The sequence below is a fragment of the Gluconobacter sp. P1C6_b genome, from assembly GCF_018811945.1.
Classification (GTDB): Bacteria; Pseudomonadota; Alphaproteobacteria; order Acetobacterales; family Acetobacteraceae; genus Gluconobacter.
On the sequence record NZ_JACRVU010000014.1, the window covers coordinates 1 to 17,249 of the forward strand.

Annotated in this window: 18 protein-coding genes and 1 riboswitch; of the genes, 12 read left to right on the forward strand and 6 right to left on the reverse strand. The window is 61.9% G+C overall.

What is annotated here, in order from left to right:
* Positions 1-233: 233 nt before the first annotated feature.
* On the reverse strand, positions 234-1,127 hold the full coding sequence (gene serB / locus KP701_RS10490) for a phosphoserine phosphatase SerB (RefSeq protein WP_215747164.1): 894 nt from the start codon (positions 1,125-1,127) through the stop codon (positions 234-236).
* Positions 1,128-1,168: 41 nt separating this feature from the next.
* Here serB and miaA point away from each other — a divergent pair, with 41 nt between their 5' ends.
* From miaA to speE, 6 genes are all read left to right on the forward strand, one after another.
* Positions 1,169-2,161, forward strand: coding sequence for a tRNA (adenosine(37)-N6)-dimethylallyltransferase MiaA (miaA, locus tag KP701_RS10495; RefSeq protein WP_215747165.1), 993 nt, complete (start codon positions 1,169-1,171; stop codon positions 2,159-2,161).
* A 30-nt stretch (positions 2,162-2,191) separates the two neighbouring features.
* Positions 2,192-3,985 (forward strand): biosynthetic-type acetolactate synthase large subunit, encoded by a 1,794-nt coding sequence (gene ilvB / locus KP701_RS10500; RefSeq protein WP_041111550.1) that lies wholly within the window; start codon positions 2,192-2,194, stop codon positions 3,983-3,985.
* Complete coding sequence (gene ilvN / locus KP701_RS10505) at positions 3,985-4,512, forward strand: acetolactate synthase small subunit (RefSeq protein ID WP_011252649.1); 528 nt, start codon at positions 3,985-3,987, stop codon at positions 4,510-4,512. Before ilvB ends, ilvN begins: the two co-directional genes overlap by 1 nt.
* Positions 4,512-5,531: a ketol-acid reductoisomerase gene (gene ilvC / locus KP701_RS10510; RefSeq protein ID WP_011252650.1), complete on the forward strand. Its 1,020-nt coding sequence runs from the start codon at positions 4,512-4,514 to the stop codon at positions 5,529-5,531. Before ilvN ends, ilvC begins: the two co-directional genes overlap by 1 nt.
* A gap of 339 nt (positions 5,532-5,870) precedes the next feature.
* Positions 5,871-6,350 carry an adenosylmethionine decarboxylase gene (speD, locus tag KP701_RS10515; protein ID WP_215747166.1) on the forward strand — a complete coding sequence of 160 codons (480 nt, stop codon included), beginning with the start codon at positions 5,871-5,873 and terminating at the stop codon, positions 6,348-6,350.
* Positions 6,351-6,416: 66 nt separating this feature from the next.
* On the forward strand, positions 6,417-7,289 hold the full coding sequence (gene speE / locus KP701_RS10520) for a polyamine aminopropyltransferase (protein WP_215747167.1): 873 nt from the start codon (positions 6,417-6,419) through the stop codon (positions 7,287-7,289).
* Between the two features lie 35 nt (positions 7,290-7,324).
* Here the strand turns inward: speE and KP701_RS10525 are convergent, their stop codons facing one another.
* The 3 genes from KP701_RS10525 to KP701_RS10535 all read right to left on the reverse strand — a co-directional run bounded on the left by KP701_RS10525 (position 7,325) and on the right by KP701_RS10535 (position 8,440).
* Complete coding sequence (locus KP701_RS10525; protein ID WP_215747168.1) at positions 7,325-7,753, reverse strand: MarR family winged helix-turn-helix transcriptional regulator; 429 nt, start codon at positions 7,751-7,753, stop codon at positions 7,325-7,327.
* 99 nt (positions 7,754-7,852) lie between these two features.
* Positions 7,853-8,134 (reverse strand): DUF333 domain-containing protein, encoded by a 282-nt coding sequence (locus KP701_RS10530; protein WP_215747169.1) that lies wholly within the window; start codon positions 8,132-8,134, stop codon positions 7,853-7,855.
* A 3-nt stretch (positions 8,135-8,137) separates the two neighbouring features.
* Positions 8,138-8,440 (reverse strand): putative quinol monooxygenase, encoded by a 303-nt coding sequence (locus tag KP701_RS10535; RefSeq protein WP_215747170.1) that lies wholly within the window; start codon positions 8,438-8,440, stop codon positions 8,138-8,140.
* Positions 8,441-8,531: 91 nt separating this feature from the next.
* Positions 8,532-8,621, forward strand: a riboswitch (glycine riboswitch).
* A 157-nt stretch (positions 8,622-8,778) separates the two neighbouring features.
* On the opposite strand from KP701_RS10535, the gene gcvT reads away from it, so the two are divergent.
* From gcvT to KP701_RS10560, 5 genes are all read left to right on the forward strand, one after another.
* Positions 8,779-9,924 carry a glycine cleavage system aminomethyltransferase GcvT gene (gene gcvT / locus KP701_RS10540; RefSeq protein ID WP_215747171.1) on the forward strand — a complete coding sequence of 382 codons (1,146 nt, stop codon included), beginning with the start codon at positions 8,779-8,781 and terminating at the stop codon, positions 9,922-9,924.
* 36 nt (positions 9,925-9,960) lie between these two features.
* Positions 9,961-10,320, forward strand: a complete 360-nt coding sequence (gene gcvH / locus KP701_RS10545; protein WP_215747172.1) for a glycine cleavage system protein GcvH — start codon at positions 9,961-9,963, stop codon at positions 10,318-10,320.
* A 76-nt stretch (positions 10,321-10,396) separates the two neighbouring features.
* A complete protein-coding gene (gene gcvP, locus KP701_RS10550) occupies positions 10,397-13,252 on the forward strand; it encodes an aminomethyl-transferring glycine dehydrogenase (RefSeq protein WP_215747173.1) in 2,856 nt (951 codons plus the stop codon).
* A gap of 195 nt (positions 13,253-13,447) precedes the next feature.
* The gene (locus tag KP701_RS10555) at positions 13,448-13,759 is read left to right on the forward strand and encodes a putative quinol monooxygenase (protein ID WP_215747174.1); all 312 of its coding nucleotides are present in this window, start codon (positions 13,448-13,450) and stop codon (positions 13,757-13,759) included.
* 88 nt (positions 13,760-13,847) lie between these two features.
* Positions 13,848-14,060, forward strand: a complete 213-nt coding sequence (locus KP701_RS10560; protein WP_215747175.1) for a heavy-metal-associated domain-containing protein — start codon at positions 13,848-13,850, stop codon at positions 14,058-14,060.
* A 23-nt stretch (positions 14,061-14,083) separates the two neighbouring features.
* Here the strand turns inward: KP701_RS10560 and KP701_RS10565 are convergent, their stop codons facing one another.
* Both KP701_RS10565 and glnA read right to left on the reverse strand, forming a co-directional pair.
* Positions 14,084-14,713 (reverse strand): trimeric intracellular cation channel family protein, encoded by a 630-nt coding sequence (locus KP701_RS10565; RefSeq protein ID WP_215747176.1) that lies wholly within the window; start codon positions 14,711-14,713, stop codon positions 14,084-14,086.
* A gap of 85 nt (positions 14,714-14,798) precedes the next feature.
* A complete protein-coding gene (gene glnA, locus KP701_RS10570; protein WP_215747217.1) occupies positions 14,799-16,181 on the reverse strand; it encodes a type I glutamate--ammonia ligase in 1,383 nt (460 codons plus the stop codon).
* Between the two features lie 343 nt (positions 16,182-16,524).
* On the opposite strand from glnA, the gene KP701_RS10575 reads away from it, so the two are divergent.
* Positions 16,525-17,151: an HAAS signaling domain-containing protein gene (locus KP701_RS10575; RefSeq protein WP_215747177.1), complete on the forward strand. Its 627-nt coding sequence runs from the start codon at positions 16,525-16,527 to the stop codon at positions 17,149-17,151.
* Positions 17,152-17,249 lie beyond the last annotated feature (98 nt).

The following is a 17,249-nucleotide window of genomic DNA, read 5'->3' on the forward strand; positions in this document are numbered from 1 at the left end:
GGGGCGGGGCCTTGGCGTCGGTCTTGGCATGGCGGCCGGAATGGCTGTGGCTTCGCCTTATGGTTATGGCGGCTACAGCGGTTATGGATATGCGCCGGGCTATGCTCCCGGTTATTACGCCGCGCCGTCCTATTCGGGTGTACCGCCCTACACCTGGGGGTACTGATCGAAAAAAAGCCGCCGGAGTCCGGGACTTCGGCGGCTTTTTCGTTTCTGGTGGTGCGGATGTCCGGTCAGTCGGTGACAAAGTCCCGCGCGTGATAACCCTGTGCGAAGAGATGTGCGCGCAGGCTGGCGAAGTTGATCTGTGTGGAAATGATGCGGCGGACATTGGGCTTGGCATGGAAGGCCAGACCGAGCCCGGCGCTGGCGAGCATCGGGATGTCGTTGGCGCCATCGCCGGTCGTCAGGGCAGCGCGTAGCTGCACGCCGCGCTCTGACGTCAGGCGTTCGAGATGGTCACGCTTGGCATCGGGACCGAGGACGGGTCCGGCAAGGCGGCCGGTGATTTTGCCATCTTCGATTTCCAGCGCATTGCCGTAATTCTCATTAAAGCCGCAGAGCTCGGCCACGCGCTGGGTGAACCATGTGAAACCGCCGGAAACCAGAGCCGTGCGGCCATTATGTTTGCGCATGGTCTGCACGAGTTCCTTTGCGCCTTCCGTCAGGGTGACGGAGTTCCAGACGTCTTCAAGGACTGATGCCGGCTTGCCTGCCAGAAGGGCCACGCGCTGTTCGAGGGCTGCGTCGAACTCCAGTTCGCCGTTCATCGAGGCGCGGGTGATGGCCGCGACTTCCTCACCACAGCCTAGAAGGTCTGCCAGTTCGTCCAGTGTTTCGCCGGTGACGATGGTGCTGTCCATGTCGGCGACGAGGACGGCCTTGCGTCGGCCGCGGGTCTTCATCAGCAGCGCATCGACGCGGTAGGGGGCCAGCGTCGCGCGGATGGTGGCGGCGCTGGCGGAGCCGGGGCGTGAGGGTGGGCAGGGAATGTCCACCGCTTCGCCTGGGGACAGGACGATCGGGGCATTGCCCTTGACGAGGGTGCGGGCGATGTCGATCGCCTCGGGCTTGAGGGGACCGGATGTCCGGTCGGCGATGAGGGTCAGGACGGCAGGAAGGGACATGGGCTCTCGTAACGGTCCGGCACGTGTGGCAGGAGGGGAGAATGAACGCCCCGAAGACAATAAAAACTGCGATCATTGTGGCCGGACCGACGTGCTCCGGCAAGTCGGCACTGGCGCTCGATCTGGCCCGGCGCTTTGAGGGCACCGTCATCAATGCGGATTCCATGCAGGTCTATCGTGATCTGCACATTCTGACCGCTCGACCTGACGCGACCGACGAAGCTGCTGTGCCGCATCGGCTTTACGGCGTGCTGGACGCGGCCGTGCCGGGAAGTGTGGCTTGGTGGCGGTCCGAGGCGCTGCGGGAAATGGACGCGGCCTGGGCCGAGGAGCGCATACCGGTCCTGTGTGGCGGGACGGGGATGTATCTGCGGGCGCTGACGGATGGTCTGGTGGAAGTGCCGGACCCTGGTGACGCGGCACGCACCGAAGCGCGGGGACTGGCAGAGGAGATCGGGCCGGAGGCGTTGCATGCGCGGCTGATGCAGGTTGATCCAAAAACGGCATCGGGGCTGCGTCCGAATGATACGCAGCGGATTTCGCGGGCCTGGGAGGTCTGGACCGGGACAGGACGCGGGCTGGCCTGGTGGCGCTCTCAGCCGGGACTGCCGCCTGCGCCGTGCCGGTTCGTGTCCGTGCGGCTGGACCCGGAGCGGGACGGTCTGCGCCGGGCGATCGATTCCAGATTCGGGCAGATGCTGGAGGCCGGGGCTCTTGAAGAAGTGTCCTCCCTGCTGGAGCGGGGGCTCGATCCGGTTCTACCTGCCATGCGTGCGCATGGGGTGCCGGAACTGGCGGCTGTGCTGCGGGGGAAGGTCTCGCTTGAGGAAGCGCGGAAATCCGCCGTCCTTGCCATCGGGCGCTATACGCGGCGACAGGCGACCTGGTTCCGGCATCATGTGCTGGGGAAGGGTGATGATGGGATGATTTCGTTGCGCAGATATACCCATTTTGCGCAAGAATCGGAAAGTCAGTATGAAAAAATAGAGAACTTTATATCTGAACGAGTTGACGCCGCTGCGCGGGCGTCCTAAATCCCGCCGCTCATACCTTGGGAGGAAACGGTGACGGCTGCTGAAAGAGACGCAGGAACAGGCAATGAGGCGCTGAATGGCGCGGAGGTGCTTCTGCGCGTTCTCGATGAAGAGGGTGTGGAGGTCATATTCGGATATCCGGGTGGGGCTGTCCTTCCGATTTACGATGCTCTCTTCAAGCAGGACCGTATCCGTCACGTTCTTGTCCGCCATGAGCAGGCAGCCGTGCATGCGGCCGAGGCCTATGCGCGTTCGACGGGCAAGGTGGGTGTGGTGCTGGTGACGTCGGGTCCGGGTGCGACCAATGCCGTGACCGGGCTGGTGGATGCGCTGATGGATTCCATTCCGCTTGTCTGCCTGTCGGGTCAGGTGCCGACCAAGCTGATCGGCAATGACGCGTTCCAGGAAGCCGACACCACGGGCATCACGCGTCCGGCGACCAAGCACAACTATCTCGTGCGGGAGCCGGGCACGCTGGCGCAGACCGTGCGCGAGGCGTTCGAGGTTGCGCGTTCGGGCCGTCCGGGGCCGGTGCTGGTGGATCTGCCCAAGGACATCACGGTCGGCAAGGCGCCGCTGACGAAGCCTGCGCTGTCCCGCCTGCAGCGTCTGAGCCATCAGGGTGGTCCGGATGCAGAGGCGATCGCGCGGACCGTCGAAGCGATGAAGACGGCCAAGCGTCCGCTCTTCTATACGGGCGGTGGCATCATCAATTCCGGTCCGGAAGCGTCGGAGCTGCTGCGTCGTCTGGCGCGCAAGACCGGTTTTCCGGTGACATCCACGCTGATGGGTCTGGGCGCGTTTCCGTCTCCCGATCCGCAGTTCCTCGGCATGCTGGGCATGCATGGTTCGGTCGAGGCCAACATGGCCACGCATGGCTGTGACCTGCTGATCGCGCTGGGCTCGCGCTTCGATGACCGCGTGACGGGGCGTGTGGATGCGTTCTCGCCCAATTCGTTCAAGGTGCATGCCGATATCGACCCGAGCCAGATCGACAAGATCGTGCCGGTCGATGTGCGGATCGAAGGCGATGTGCGCGATACGCTTGAGGCGCTGCTTGAGGCCTGGGGCGATACGCCTGCGCCGGATCTGTCCACCTGGTGGAACCAGATCGCGTCCTGGCGCAGCGTGGACGGCTTCGGCTTCACGCAGGACATGGACCCTTCGGCCATCATCCGTCCGCAGCATGCCATCCGCCGTCTGTACGAACTGGCCAAGGAGACGGGGCGTGACACGTTCGTGTCCACCGAGGTCGGACAGCATCAGATGTGGGCGGCCCAGCACTTCCAGTTCGACAAGCCGAACCGCTGGCTGACGTCGGGCGGTCTGGGGACGATGGGCTATGGTCTGCCGGCTGCCGTGGGCGCTCAGGTGGCGCATCCGGATGCGCTGGTGATCGATATCGCCGGTGAGGCGTCCACGCTCATGAACATTCAGGAACTGGGGACGATCGCGCAGTATCGCCTGCCGGTGAAGATCTTCATCCTGAACAATCACTATATGGGCATGGTCCGTCAGTGGCAGGAGCTGCTTCACGGGTCGCGCTATTCGCAGTCCTACAGCGAGGCGCTGCCGGACTTCGTAAAGCTGGCTGAAGCCTTCCATGCGACCGGTATGCGGGCGACGCATGTGGGTGAACTGGATGACGTGATCCGCCGGATGCTGGAGCATGATGGGCCGGTTGTGGCTGATATCTGCGTGGCCGAGGGCGAGAACTGCTATCCGATGATCCCGTCGGGTGCGGCCCATAACCAGATGCTGCTGGGTCCGGATCAGGATTCCGAAGCGGCGGGACTGACCGAAGAAGGGAAGATGCTGGTCTGATGACGGAGACTATCCAACATTCGGTCATCTCGGTCCTGATCGAGGACGAGAGTGGCGCGCTGGCCCGCGTGGTGGGCCTGTTTTCCGGCCGTGGCTACAACATCGAGAGCCTGACCGTGGCGCTGGTGGATGCGGAGCAGAAGCTCTCGCGCATTACGGTGCTGACGTCGGGCACGCCGATGGTGATCCGGCAGATCAAGGCGCAGCTCAAGCGCCTGATTCCGGTGCATGATGTCTGCGACCTGACGGAAGAAGGCCCGTATGTGGGCCGTGAGCTTGCGCTGGTGAAGGTCGTCTCGTCCGGGGACCGCCGGACGGAGGCCCTGCGCATTGCGGATTCGTTCCGTGCGCGGCCTGTGGATACGACGGCCATGAGTTTCGTGTTCGAGCTGACGGGGTCTCCCGAGAAGATCGACGCGTTCATCGAGTTGATGCGCCCCCTTGGCCTGGCCGAGGTTTCGCGCACCGGGATTGCCGCCATCGGGCGCGGTCCTTCAGTGTTTCATCTTAAAAAGGAGCCTGTCTGATGCGGGTGTATTACGATCGCGATGCCGATCTGAATCTGATCAAGAGCAAGAAAGTCGCGATCATCGGCTATGGCAGCCAGGGTCACGCACACGCCAACAACCTCAAGGACAGCGGCGTTTCCGACATCGTCATCGGCCTGCGTCCGACGTCTTCCGCCGTGAAGAAGGCTGAGGAAGCCGGTTTCAAGGTGATGGAGCCGGGTGAGGCTGCGGCCTGGGCCGACGTTGTCATGGTCCTGACGCCGGATGAAGGTCAGGGCGCGCTGTACAAGGAAAGCCTTGAGAAGAACCTGAAGCCGGGCGCTGCTCTGGCCTTCGCTCATGGTCTGTCCATCCATTTCCGCATCATCGAAGCCCGTCCGGACTTGGACGTGTTCCTGATCGCACCGAAGGGCCCGGGCCATACGGTCCGTTCCGAATACCTGCGTGGTGGTGGGGTGCCGTCCCTCGTGGCCGTGGCACAGAACGCTTCGGGCAATGCGCTCGAGATCGCCCTGTCCTACGCTTCCGCAAACGGTGGTGGTCGTGCGGGCATCATCGAGACGACCTTCAAGGAAGAAGTCGAAACCGATCTGTTCGGTGAGCAGGCTGTCCTGTGCGGCGGTCTCGTTGACCTGATCCGCGCTGGCTTCGAGACGCTGGTTGAAGGCGGTTATGCGCCGGAGATGGCCTATTTCGAGTGCCTGCACGAAATGAAGCTGATCGTGGATCTGATCTACGAGGGCGGCATTGCGAACATGAACTACTCCATCTCCAACACCGCCGAATACGGCGAGTATGTCACGGGTCCGCGTATCATCACGCCGGAAACGAAGGCCGAGATGAAGCGTGTTCTGACGGACATCCAGGACGGCACGTTCGTTCGCAACTTCATCCTTGAAAACCAGTCCGGCGGCGTTGGCTTCAAGGCCATCCGCGCCCGCAACGACGCTCACCCGATCGAGAAGACCGGTGAGAAGCTGCGTGCGATGATGCCGTGGATTGCCAAGGGCAAGCTGGTCGACAAGGCCAAGAACTGATCGGACGGATCCGGGGGCCGGATTCGGCCCTTCGGAACGGGGAAGCCTCGGCTTCTTTCGGGCGTCGGGATTTCCGGGATTCGTTTCCCGGCGATCCGGCGCCCGAACTGTATTTGCCGTGGGATATGCAGAAAAGTTCCGTGGCTCAGCCCTGTGTGCAGGAAAGGGAAAACCCGTTTCTCATGCAGTGGGGACATGGGCCGGCAGAGATATGTGACATATTGGGGAATCACCCCATAAAGTGCTTGCATCAGGGGGGAGGGGCCGCTAACTAGCGCGCTTCCTGGCCCAAGGGGGCAATTTTGCCCAACAGGCTGTCTACTGGTTTGGGGGTACGTGATGAACGCACTTGCTCAACTGGGGATGGTATCGGAACTCCCGAGAGATATCCAGAACGGCGCAGCTCACCTCGTTGAGGAAGAGCGCAAGGACTACTTCATTGAGCGTGATGGCGAGCGTTTTGCTGGCAATCATCTGCTGATCGACTTCTGGGACGCCCGGAATCTCGATGATCCCATGCGGATCGATGAAACGCTGTGCGAAGCTGCGGTGGCGGCAGGTGCCACGATCCTGCACAGCCATTTTCACCACTTCACGCCCAATGGTGGCGTGTCCGGTGTGATCGTGCTGGCTGAAAGCCATATCTCGATCCATACGTGGCCGGAACGGAATTATGCGGCTGTGGACGTGTTCATGTGCGGTGCATGTGATCCGAACCTGTCGATCCCGGTGATGCAGCGCCTGTTCCAGGCTGGCCGGATCGAGGTCGACGCCGTGCGGCGTGGCCGCGTGCAGGACAAGGCCGTCAAGGCGGCCTGAACTGACGAAAGGACCGGGCAAAAACCGGTCCTTTTTCAATACAATCCGACAAGGAAACGATGATCCATGGCTGAAACATGGCTCAACGAGACCCTGTACCCGGACTGGGGACAGCGCTTTCTCGTTACGCGTGAGCTCGCACGGGTAAAATCCGACTTCCAGGATGTGGTGGTGTTTGAAAGCTCCAGCCACGGCCGCGTGCTGGTGCTGGATGGTGTCATCCAGATCACCGAGCGTGACGAGTTCGTCTATCAGGAAATGCTGACGCATGTGCCGCTTCTGGCGCATCCCTGTGCGAAGCGCGTGCTGATCATTGGTGCGGGTGACGGTGGCGTTCTGCGTCGCGTCCTGCAGCATGACACGGTCGAGAAGGCTGTCATGGTCGAGATCGACGGTGCGGTGATCGACCTGTCCAAGCAGTATCTGCCGGACATTGCCGGGGATGCGTGGAACGACCCGCGGGCCGAAGTCATCGTCGGCGATGGCATCGACTATGTCGCCAAGGCGGCTGACGGCTCGTTCGACGTGATCATCGTCGATAGCACCGATCCGATCGGTGTGGGCGAAGTGCTGTTCACGGACGAGTTCTACAGCAACTGCGCACGTATCCTGTCGGCCGAGGGGCTGATCGTGAACCAGTGCGGTGTGCCGTTCATGCAGGCTGATGAGCTGTATGAGACAAGCCTGCGTCGTGCGAAGTTCTTCCCGCATGTGGGTGCGTATGTGGCCGCTGTTCCGACCTATGTCGGTGGGTTCATGACGCTGGGTGTGGCCTCCAAGGGGCAGGCACCGAACGCGCAGACGGTCGAGCAGATCCGCACCCGTGCGGAAGCCGCGAAGATCCTGGGGACGACGCGCTACTGGACGCCGGAGATCCATGTCGGGTCGTTCAACCTGCCGCCCTATATTGCCGAGCATCTTCCGAAAACCGGAAAATGATCCCGTGCCTGCCTCGTCATTAAGGGGGCAGGCAGTTACAGCTGGCTTTTCAGGCTGCTGTTGATCCGTTCCAGAAGTGTTACGAGAATATTGCGTTCGAGGGGTGTAAACCCCTTGAGTGCTGTGTCGGTAAAGTGTTCCATAATCGGAACAATATTCCGACTTTTCCGCTGGCCGTCCGGTGTCAGTGTGACCAGTGTGCTGCGGCGGTCTGCCGGGTCTGGTTCGCGCTGGATCAGGCCGTCGCGTTCCATCCGGGCGAGAAGTGTCGTCATGCCCGGCTGTTCGATATCCGCAAAATCCGCGAGGGCTTTCTGATTGAGGCTCTTCCCGTCCTGCAAAGCCTGCAGCACGGGGAGTTGACCGCTTCGGATACCTGTTTTTTTGAGTTCGCGTTCCAGCAGGAGTGTGAAGAGCCTGTTGTTGCGCGTGGTCAGAACGCTCAGTTGCGAAGGGGGGATCATTCGGATTCCGGGGATCATGTGGATGAAATACATAACATGTTATGTATTGGAATAATGAAAAACCCGGCTGGCCTTTTCAGGCCTGGCCGGGCTGGAAAATCAGGGCGTCATCTTGGCCAGGGGCGCGATGCAGCGGTGCTCGCGATAGAGCGTCCATTCATCGCAGACCTGATTGGGGGGGAAGGTGCAGATGCCGGTTTCGCCGCCGGCAGTCCGGACGTCACCGTGGCGGCCGCCCTGCTGCGTGCAATAGACGCTGGCGGGGTTGGGAATGCCGATCAGGCGCTGGCGGGGATTGTGTTGCGGGTGGGAGGCGCAGGCGGACACCGTGCCGCAGAGAAGAGTGGCGGCGAGGAGGCGTTTCATGTTCGACAGATGCATTGTTCAGGGAGCTCTCTTCTTCAGGAAGCGGACACTGCGTTCCTTGATCTCCAGATCTTTTACAGCTTTTGCAAACACCCCGAAATGCGGGGTCTTGAGGTGCGCTTCGAAGGCGGCACGGTCGGTATAGACTTCCACGAGAATGACCGTGTCGGCTTCCGTCTCGGGAGAAAGAACCGTGAAGCTATGGCAGCCGGATTCGTCGGCTACGGAGCGCTCGCTGTCATAGGCGCAGGCTTCGAGGAACTTCTCATAGGTCGCGGGTGTGGTCTCGAATTCGGCAATGACCGTCAGTTCTCCAGCCATGATGTTCTCCTTTGCGTGTTGCAGGGCAAAAGACACAACGCATGAGCGATCGTAACGATTGCGGAGTTTTTCGGAAACTGGCAGGATCGCGGGGACCGACACGGGAGAGACCAGCCGTCAGGCTGGCGCCGAAGGAGCAACCGCCCCGGAAACTCTCAGGCCAAAGGACCGAGGCGGTCAGGACATTCTGGAGAGAGGTGCGCTGGACGCATCCGCCGACGGGATAGCGATCTCAGGCGAAAGGACAGAAGGGGCGACGTTTTTTCCGGTCCGTTTTGCGGGGGGCCGGGGGCGTCTGCATCTTCACGTCTTGAGATAGAATGGACCGGGCTTTCCCAATGAGCGATTCCCTCCAGCGTACTCCCCTTTACGATCTGAATCTGGAACTTGGCGCGAAGATGGTGCCGTTCGCAGGCTTTGAAATGCCGATCCAGTTCCCGGCCGGGCTGATGACCGAGCATCTGCACACGCGCGAACAAGCCGGTCTGTTTGATGTGTCCCATATGGGGCAGATCCGCATTGCCGCGAAAAGCGGAGACGTGAAGGACGCGGCTGCGGCTCTGGAGACGCTGGTTCCGGCTGATTACGTCGGGCTTGCCGCCGGGCGTCAGCGTTATGGACTGCTGACCAATGAGAAGGGCGGAATTCTGGATGACCTGATGGTCGCCAATATGGGCACGGACCTGCTGGTTGTCGTCAATGCGGGCTGCAAGGTTCAGGACGTCGAGCGGATCGAGAAGGCGCTGTCTGATCGCTGTGTGGTAACGCGCCAGTTCGACCGTGCGCTTATGGCGCTTCAGGGCCCTGCGGCGGAAGCGGCTCTGGCGCCGCTCTGCCCGGCCGTGAAGGACATGCGCTTCATGGATGTGATCGAGACCGAGCTTGCCACGGCGACTGGGCCTGTGCCCGTGACGGTGTCGCGCTCCGGTTACACGGGCGAGGACGGGTTCGAAATCGGCTGTGCGGGCGCGGATGCCGAAAAGGTCGCACGCGCGATTCTGGCGCAGCCGGATGTGCTGCCGATCGGACTGGGCGCGCGGGATTCGCTGCGTCTTGAAGCCGGGCTGTGCCTGTATGGCAATGACATCGATGTCACGACCACGCCGGTTGAGGCGTCGCTGGGCTGGGCGATCCAGAAGGCGCGCCGTGAAGGCGGTGTGCGCGAGGGTGGCTATCCGGGTGCGGACGTTGTGCTGAAGCAGACGCGCGATGGCGTAGAGCGCAAGCGCGTCGGGCTGGTTGCGGATGGCCGGGCTCCGGTGCGGGCAGGGGCGAAGCTCTTTGCCGATGCTGAGGGGCAGAAGGAAATCGGGGTGGTCACGTCCGGGGCGTTTGGCCCGAGCGTGAAGGCTCCTGTTGCGATGGGATATGTCACGCCGGATCACGCGGCGGTGGATACGCCCGTCTTTGCGGAACTGCGGGGCAAGTATGTGCCGCTGCATGTGCGGGCGATGCCGTTCGTGGCCCCCGGCTTCAAGCGCTGAATTTACAGTCGAACTTCAGATCAGGAAAAAGCAGCAATGACGACCTATTACACCAAGTCCCATGAATGGATCCGCGTCGATGGCGAGCAGGCCATTGTCGGCATTACCGCACACGCCTCTGAAGAGCTGGGCGAGCTGGTGTTCGTCGAAGCCAAGGATGAGGGCACGGAAGTCGCCGCCGGTGATGCGGCAGCGGTCGTCGAGTCCGTGAAGGCAGCCTCCGACATCTATGCGCCGGTTGCGGGCGTACTGGCTGGATTCAATGACGCGTTATCCGATGATCCGACGCTGGTGGGCAAGGATCCGGAAGGCGAGGGCTGGATTTTCCGCATGACGGTTTCCAACCCGGACGACCTCAAGGGCCTGCTGACAGCCGAACAGTATAAGAGCCTCTGAGGGGAGGGGGGGTCTGCGCTGGCAGGCCCCGTTTTTTCTTCAGCCTGCCCCCGATTTCCGCCACTGCTTTCATGAAATGCCAGAGAACCTGCCTGTGACGACCTTGTGGCCTGCCCAGACCGAAGATTTCAGCTCCCGCCATATTGGCCCGCGCCCTTCCGAAATCGGAGAGATGCTGCGTGTCGTGGGGGCTTCTAGCCTTGATGACCTGATCGACCGCACCATTCCGGCCGCCATTCTCGATCGCGGGGATCACGGGATTGGTGCGGCCCTGACCGAACAGGATGCACTGGCGCGTCTGCGGCAGATTGCCTCGCGCAATCAGGTTCTGACGTCCATGATCGGGCAGGGCTACTACGATACGGTTCTGCCGCCGGTCATCCAGCGGAACATCCTGGAAAATCCGGCCTGGTACACGGCTTACACGCCGTATCAGCCCGAAATCAGTCAGGGCCGTCTTGAGGCGCTGCTGAACTTCCAGACGCTGGTGGCGGATCTGACGGGGCTGGACATTGCCAATGCGTCCCTGCTGGACGAGGGCACGGCCTGTGCGGAAGCCATGGCGCTGGCGCAGCGCGTGGGCAAGTCGAAGGCGACGGCGTTCTTCGTGGATGCCGATACGCACCCGCAGACGGTTGCCGTGATCCGCACGCGGGCCGAGCCTCTGGGCTGGGATGTTGTGGTCGGTGATCCGGAGACGGATCTGGAGGCGTCTTCCGTCTTTGGCGCGCTGCTGTCCTATCCGGGCTCTTCGGGGCGCGTGCGGGATCTGCGCGGCGTGATTGCGGCGTTGCATGAGAATAGTGCGATTGCGGCTCTGGCCTGCGATCCACTGGCTCTGGTCATGCTGGAAAGCCCGGGCGCACTGGGCGCGGATATCGCGATCGGCTCGATGCAGCGTTATGGCGTGCCGATGGGCGCCGGTGGTCCACATGCGGCGTTCATGGCGACGCGCGATGCGTTCAAGCGGCACATGCCGGGGCGTCTGGTTGGGGTGTCGCGCGATAGTGCGGGCAAGCCGGCCTATCGTCTCGCACTTCAGACGCGCGAGCAGCATATCCGTCGCGAGAAGGCCACGTCCAACATCTGCACGGCGCAGGCCCTGCTGGCGATCATCGCGTCCATGTATGCGGTCTATCACGGTCCGGAAGGGCTGAAGGCGATTGCCGCGCGCACGCACCGGATGGCGGCGATCCTGTCCGCCGGGCTGAAGGCCCTGGGCGCAACGGTTGAGACGGATGTGTTCTTCGACACCATCACCGTTCAGGCTGGTGCTTCTGCGTCGCAGGTTCTGGCGCGTGCCGTGGCATCGGGCATCAACCTGCGTGATGCGGGGGATGGCCGGATCGGCGTGTCCTGCGACGAGACCACGACACCGGAGACGATCCGCGCGGTCTGGGCGGCGTTTGCGGGCGAGGGGGCGGACCTGTCGGCCATCGAGCAGGCGCTCGATGTGGCTGATGCGCTGCCGGAAACGCTGTCGCGATCTGCACCGCTGCTGACGCATCCGGTGTTCCATGCGCACCGCTCCGAGACCGACCTGCTGCGCTACATGCGTGCGCTGGCCGACAAGGATCTGGCGCTGGACCGGACGATGATCCCGCTGGGCTCCTGCACGATGAAGCTCAATGCGACGGCAGAGATGATCCCCATCACCTGGCCGGAATTCGCGCGGATTCATCCGTTCGCACCCGCCGATCAGGTTCAGGGTTATGCCGAACTGTTCGCCTATCTGGAGCGCACGCTCTGTGCGATTTCGGGTTATGACGCCGTGTCGCTTCAGCCGAATTCCGGCGCGCAGGGCGAATATGCGGGGCTTCTGGCGATCCGTGGCTATCATCGTGCACGTGGGGATGAGAACCGCGACGTCTGCCTGATTCCGGCCTCCGCACACGGGACCAATCCGGCTTCTGCCCAGATGGTCGGGATGCGGGTTGTCGTCGTGGCCTGCGATGAAAATGGCAATGTCGATGTCGAGGATCTGAAGGCGAAGATCGCGCAGAATGACGGGCGCGTGGCAGCCATCATGATCACCTATCCGTCCACGCATGGCGTGTTCGAGGAGCGGATCGTCGAAATCTGCGAGCTGGTTCATGCAGCCGGCGGTCAGGTCTATCTGGATGGCGCGAACCTCAATGCACAGGTTGGTCTGGCGCGACCGGGGCTGTATGGCGCGGATGTCTCGCATTTCAACCTGCACAAGACGTTCTGCATTCCGCATGGCGGCGGTGGGCCGGGCATGGGGCCGATCGGTGTGGGTAAGCATCTCGCGCCCTATCTGCCGGGACAGCATGGCATTGCGGTGTCCGCTGCGCCTTTCGGGTCGGCGTCCATTCTGCCGATTTCCGCAGCTTACATCATGATGATGGGCGACGAGGGACTGCGTCAGGCCACGACGATGGCGATCCTGAATGCGAACTACATCGCCTCGCGTCTGGAAGGGCATTATCCGGTTCTGTATCGCGGCACGAACGGCTTTACGGCGCATGAATGCATCGTGGATCTGCGGCCGCTGAAGGATGCGGTCGGCGTGACAGTGGACGATATTGCCAAGCGTTTGATCGATCACGGGTTCCATGCGCCAACGGTCAGCTTCCCGGTGGCCGGGACGTTCATGATCGAGCCGACGGAATCCGAAGGCAAAGGCGAGCTGGATCGCTTCTGCGATGCCATGATCGCCATTCGCGCGGAGATTGCGGAGGTCGAAGCCGGGCGTGTGGCGATGGATGCCAGCCCGCTGCGCTTTGCGCCGCATACGACGGCCGATCTGGCGGGGGATTGGGAGCGGTCCTACAGCCGTGAGGCAGGATGTTTCCCCGGTGGCGTGGATACGTCGAAATACTGGTCGCCGGTCGGGCGTCTGGACAATGCCTGGGGGGACCGGAACCTTGTCTGTTCCTGCCCGGATATTTCGACCTACGCGGAAGGCTGAGCAGTTTTCCAGTCCAGTGTTTCTGGCAAAGGCGTCTTCCTTCGGGGAGGCGCCTTTCTGCTGTCCGGTCCTTTAGGGACGGATACCCGGCATGGGTTCTTTATCACAAAAGGGTGAGGTATGGTTTCACGTGAAACGCTGCCCGCCGCCTGAAGAGGCTCCAGGGCAGCTTCATTGTTGATGAGGAGTTCCACCATGAGCCAGACGGTTCACATCACGGCCGTTGTCACGGTTCCCGCTGAACATGCGGCAGCGGCAGAGGCAGCTTTTGCGGCCTGTGTCGTGGCATCGCGCCGGGAAGAGGCCTGCCGCCAGTATGTGATCAGCAGGGATATCGAGAAGGCCGGCCGCTTCGTGGCCAACGAGGTCTGGGCTTCGGAAGCTGGGTTTGAGGCCCATCTCGCCGCGCCGCATTTCAAGGTTCTGGGCGATGCCCTTGCGAAGTGCGGAGCGCAGGCCGAGATCATGAAGGTCCAGCCGCTGGACGAGGCTACCGACGCAGCCTGAAAAAGCGGTTTGCTTTTTTGCCGGAATATGTCCCACTCGGGGATCGACTGCTTTGCGGAGCAGCCTCTGGAAAACAGGAGAGTTTCTTATGGTTTCGATGGTGACGTTCAAGGTTGACGGGATGTCGTGCAACGGATGCTCGGGCAAGCTGCAGTCCGCGCTGTCCAGTGTTCCCGGCGTATCGTCTGCGCAGGTGACGCTCGATCCCGCGCAGGCCGCCATTCAGTACGATGAGCAGAAAGTGACACCGGTTGCGTTGCAGCACGTGGTGGAAGACGTCGGGTTCGACGTGATCGCCTGAAGCGTACCGGAAAGGCCTGTCACCTAGCGATGGTAATGGGGCAGGCCGATCCCTTTGATGAGCGCTGCGGCACGCAGGCTGAAGCCGGCCAGGACGGCGATGGCTGCCGCGAGTGTGGTGCTCAGACCCAGGGCCGTCAGGGAGACATAGGTTCCTGATGCCAGGGCAACGGCCGTGACATAGAGTTCAGGCCGGATGATGATGGATGGCACACCGGCCAGAACATCCCGGAAAATACCGCCCATGCAGGCGCTGACAATGCCCATGAGGGCTGCGGGAATCAGGGGGATGCCGTATGCAAGCGCCTTGGCCGAGCCAAAGACGCCATAGGCCGCAATCCCGAGCCCGTCGAACCATTCCACAGCGCGTGCAGGCCAGAAGCGCGCGGGCGTGAACCAGACGGCGATGGCGGACAGCAGGCAGGCTGCAATCGGGACGGAGGTGTGCATCCAGAAGACTGGGGCGCCGATCAGCAGATCCCGCACGGTGCCGCCGCCAACGCCCGTGATGGCGGCAAAGAACATGAAGGTCACGATGGTCAGGCGTGCGCGCGCGGCTTCGATGGCGCCCGAAATGGCAAAGACAACCGTGCCTGCGATATCGAGGATGGGCAGCGCAGATGTGGAGAAGGCCTGAAGGGTGGGAGGGATCATCGGGCCGTCTTGAAGAGGTGTGTTGAAAACAGAAAAGCCCGGCACGAAGGCCGGGCTTTCCATGGAAGTGATGTTCTGACCCGGATCAGACCGAGTAGTACATCTCGAACTCTGCCGGATGCGGCGTGTGTTCGAACTTGTAGACTTCCGGCCACTTGATGTCGATGTAGCTTTCGATCTGGTCCTTGGTGAAGACGCCGCCTTCGAGAAGGAATGCGTGGTCTTCCTTGAGGGCTTCGAGAGCTTCACGGAGCGAACCGCAGACCGTCGGGATCTGGGCCAGCTCTTCCTTCGGCAACTCGTACAGATCCTTGTCCATGGCGTCGCCCGGGTGGATCTTGTTGCGGATGCCGTCAAGGCCGGCCATCAGCATCGCCGCAAAGGCGAGGTATGGGTTGGCGGTCGGGTCCGGGAAGCGGACTTCAACGCGCTTGGCCTTCGGGTTGGTCGCATGCGGGATACGACACGAAGCCGAACGGTTTGCAGCGGAGTAGGCCAGAAGCACGGGGGCTTCGAAGCCCGGGATCAGGCGCTTGTAGGAGTTGGTGGACGGGTTCGTGAAGGCGTTCAGGGCCTTCGCGTGCTTGATGATGCCACCGATGTAGAACAGCGCGTCTTCGGACAGGTCAGCGTACTTGTCGCCAGCGAAGGTCGGCTTGCCGTCCTTCCAGATGGACTGGTGGACATGCATGCCCGAGCCATTGTCGCCCGAGATCGGCTTCGGCATGAACGTGGCCGTCTTGCCGTAGGAGTGGGCGACGTTGTGCACGCAGTACTTGTAGATCTGCATGAAGTCGGCGGACTTCACGAGCGTGTCGAACTTCGTGCCGAGCTCGTGCTGCGACTGCGCGACTTCGTGGTGATGCTTCTCGATCGGCAGGCCCATTTCGCCCATCGTGGAGAGCATTTCGGCGCGCAGGTCGTTTTCGCTGTCCACGGGCGGGACCGGGAAGTAGCCACCCTTGACGACAGGGCGATGACCCATGTTGCCTTCCGGATAGGCCTTCAGGGAAGCGCCGGGGCCTTCGATGCTGTCGAGCTGGTACATGCCGAAATTCGGGCCTGTGCCGAACTGCACGTTGTCGAAGATGAAGAACTCGGCTTCCGGACCGAAGAACGCCGTGTCACCGAAGCCGGCATCCTTGAGGTAGGCTTCTGCGAGCTTGGCAGTCGAGCGCGGGTCGCGGTTGTAGAAGTTGCCCGTCTTCGGATCGATGATGTCACAGAACAGGATCAGCTGCGGCTTGGCGGAGAACGGATCCATGACGGCCGTTTCCGGATCCGGAAGCAGGACCATGTCGGACTCGTTGATGGCCTTCCAGCCCTGAATGGAAGAGCCGTCGAACATGAAGCCTTCAACGAAGGTATCGTCTTCGATGGTCGAGACTGTCTGGGTCGTGTGGTGCCACTTGCCCTTGGGGTCCGTAAAGCGCAGATCGACGAATTCCGCCGCGTGCTCCTGGATCATCTCGAAGACGCGGGCAACGGCCTGCGGGTTCGGGGCGGGCGGCTTGCCAGCTGCTGCGGGAGCAGCCTTGGGGGCTGCGGCCTTCGAGGTACGGCGCGCGGGAGCGGCCTTCGGTTTCACGGTAGAGGAAGTGGGGGCTTTCTTGGCCATCGATCTGTCGCCTTGCATCGTGTAAACGGCTGCAAAACGATTAAGCGACAAATGCCCGTCTGTCGAGTATGGGAAATTACGCCATTTGGCGGATTTATGATTGAATCTTTCGGAAGCGAACCGGAGTTTTCCATATCTGGTCCGGAACTTGCATGGAAAGAGGACAGCGAGACTCTTTTTGGGAAATATCCTCATGGCCCCTGCTTCCTCATCTCCCGACGGCTGGAAAGACAGCGATCTTCTCCCCCTGCCGGTTGAACAGTATCTGCACGAGTTCCGGGGTGGCCTGCTCAGCCTGCCTGAAAGCGAGCGGGATGTGATCGTCGCTGAAGTGCGGGCGCAGGTTGCGGCGCAGGCCCGGCTGGGGGAAGGGGCGGCGCTGGCGCTTCTGGAAAGACTGGGAAAGCCGGACAGGCTCGCGGCACGCTTTACGATCCGGCACGAACTTTCCGTTGGCGTGCAGCAGTCGAATCCGTTTGGCTTGGTCTGGGTTCTCCTGCGGCTGGCGGCGGGGAGCCTGGTTGCGTTTGTGGGTGGATTCGTCGTGATCGTGCTTGGTCTGACGGGGCTTCTGCTGACGGCAATGCCGGTGTTGCGGCTCTTTGTCCCGCAGGATCTTTTTAGGGTGGATGACAATCTGTTTGCGATCACTGTCACCACGGAGGGTGTGCCGAAAAATGCCAGTCCGCTCTCCTGGGGGGATGCGATCATTTGCTGCTGTGTCGGAATCGTCCTCGTCGTGCTGGCGATGCTTCTTCTGCGGGGGCTGGGGCAGATCCTGCTCCGTGACATGCGCCGCAAAACGCAAGGGCTGGACTGAGGGACGGGAGACGGGATTTCCATTATGGAACGGAAGGGGAGTGCGAAAGGCTTTTCAGCTCTCCTTCAGCCTGCGATGGTGCAGGGCATTCTGTTTTC

What these genes read in the sequence shown, in the direction of transcription:
- gcvP (WP_215747173.1), top strand. Translation starts at nt 10,397, where the DNA reads ATGCCAGAGAACCTGCCTGTGACGACCTTGTGGCCTGCCCAGACCGAA.
- glnA (WP_215747217.1), bottom strand. Translation starts at nt 16,181, where the DNA reads ATGATCCAGGAGCACGCGGCGGAATTCGTCGATCTGCGCTTTACGGAC.
- speD (WP_215747166.1), top strand. Translation starts at nt 5,871, where the DNA reads ATGAACGCACTTGCTCAACTGGGGATGGTATCGGAACTCCCGAGAGAT.
- miaA (WP_215747165.1), top strand. Translation starts at nt 1,169, where the DNA reads ATGAACGCCCCGAAGACAATAAAAACTGCGATCATTGTGGCCGGACCG.
- ilvN (WP_011252649.1), top strand. Translation starts at nt 3,985, where the DNA reads ATGACGGAGACTATCCAACATTCGGTCATCTCGGTCCTGATCGAGGAC.
- KP701_RS10555 (WP_215747174.1), top strand. Translation starts at nt 13,448, where the DNA reads ATGAGCCAGACGGTTCACATCACGGCCGTTGTCACGGTTCCCGCTGAA.
- KP701_RS10530 (WP_215747169.1), bottom strand. Translation starts at nt 8,134, where the DNA reads ATGCATCTGTCGAACATGAAACGCCTCCTCGCCGCCACTCTTCTCTGC.
- KP701_RS10525 (WP_215747168.1), bottom strand. Translation starts at nt 7,753, where the DNA reads ATGATCCCCCCTTCGCAACTGAGCGTTCTGACCACGCGCAACAACAGG.
- KP701_RS10575 (WP_215747177.1), top strand. Translation starts at nt 16,525, where the DNA reads ATGGCCCCTGCTTCCTCATCTCCCGACGGCTGGAAAGACAGCGATCTT.
- KP701_RS10535 (WP_215747170.1), bottom strand. Translation starts at nt 8,440, where the DNA reads ATGGCTGGAGAACTGACGGTCATTGCCGAATTCGAGACCACACCCGCG.
- speE (WP_215747167.1), top strand. Translation starts at nt 6,417, where the DNA reads ATGGCTGAAACATGGCTCAACGAGACCCTGTACCCGGACTGGGGACAG.
- KP701_RS10565 (WP_215747176.1), bottom strand. Translation starts at nt 14,713, where the DNA reads ATGATCCCTCCCACCCTTCAGGCCTTCTCCACATCTGCGCTGCCCATC.
- gcvT (WP_215747171.1), top strand. Translation starts at nt 8,779, where the DNA reads ATGAGCGATTCCCTCCAGCGTACTCCCCTTTACGATCTGAATCTGGAA.
- KP701_RS10560 (WP_215747175.1), top strand. Translation starts at nt 13,848, where the DNA reads ATGGTTTCGATGGTGACGTTCAAGGTTGACGGGATGTCGTGCAACGGA.
- ilvC (WP_011252650.1), top strand. Translation starts at nt 4,512, where the DNA reads ATGCGGGTGTATTACGATCGCGATGCCGATCTGAATCTGATCAAGAGC.
- gcvH (WP_215747172.1), top strand. Translation starts at nt 9,961, where the DNA reads ATGACGACCTATTACACCAAGTCCCATGAATGGATCCGCGTCGATGGC.
- serB (WP_215747164.1), bottom strand. Translation starts at nt 1,127, where the DNA reads ATGTCCCTTCCTGCCGTCCTGACCCTCATCGCCGACCGGACATCCGGT.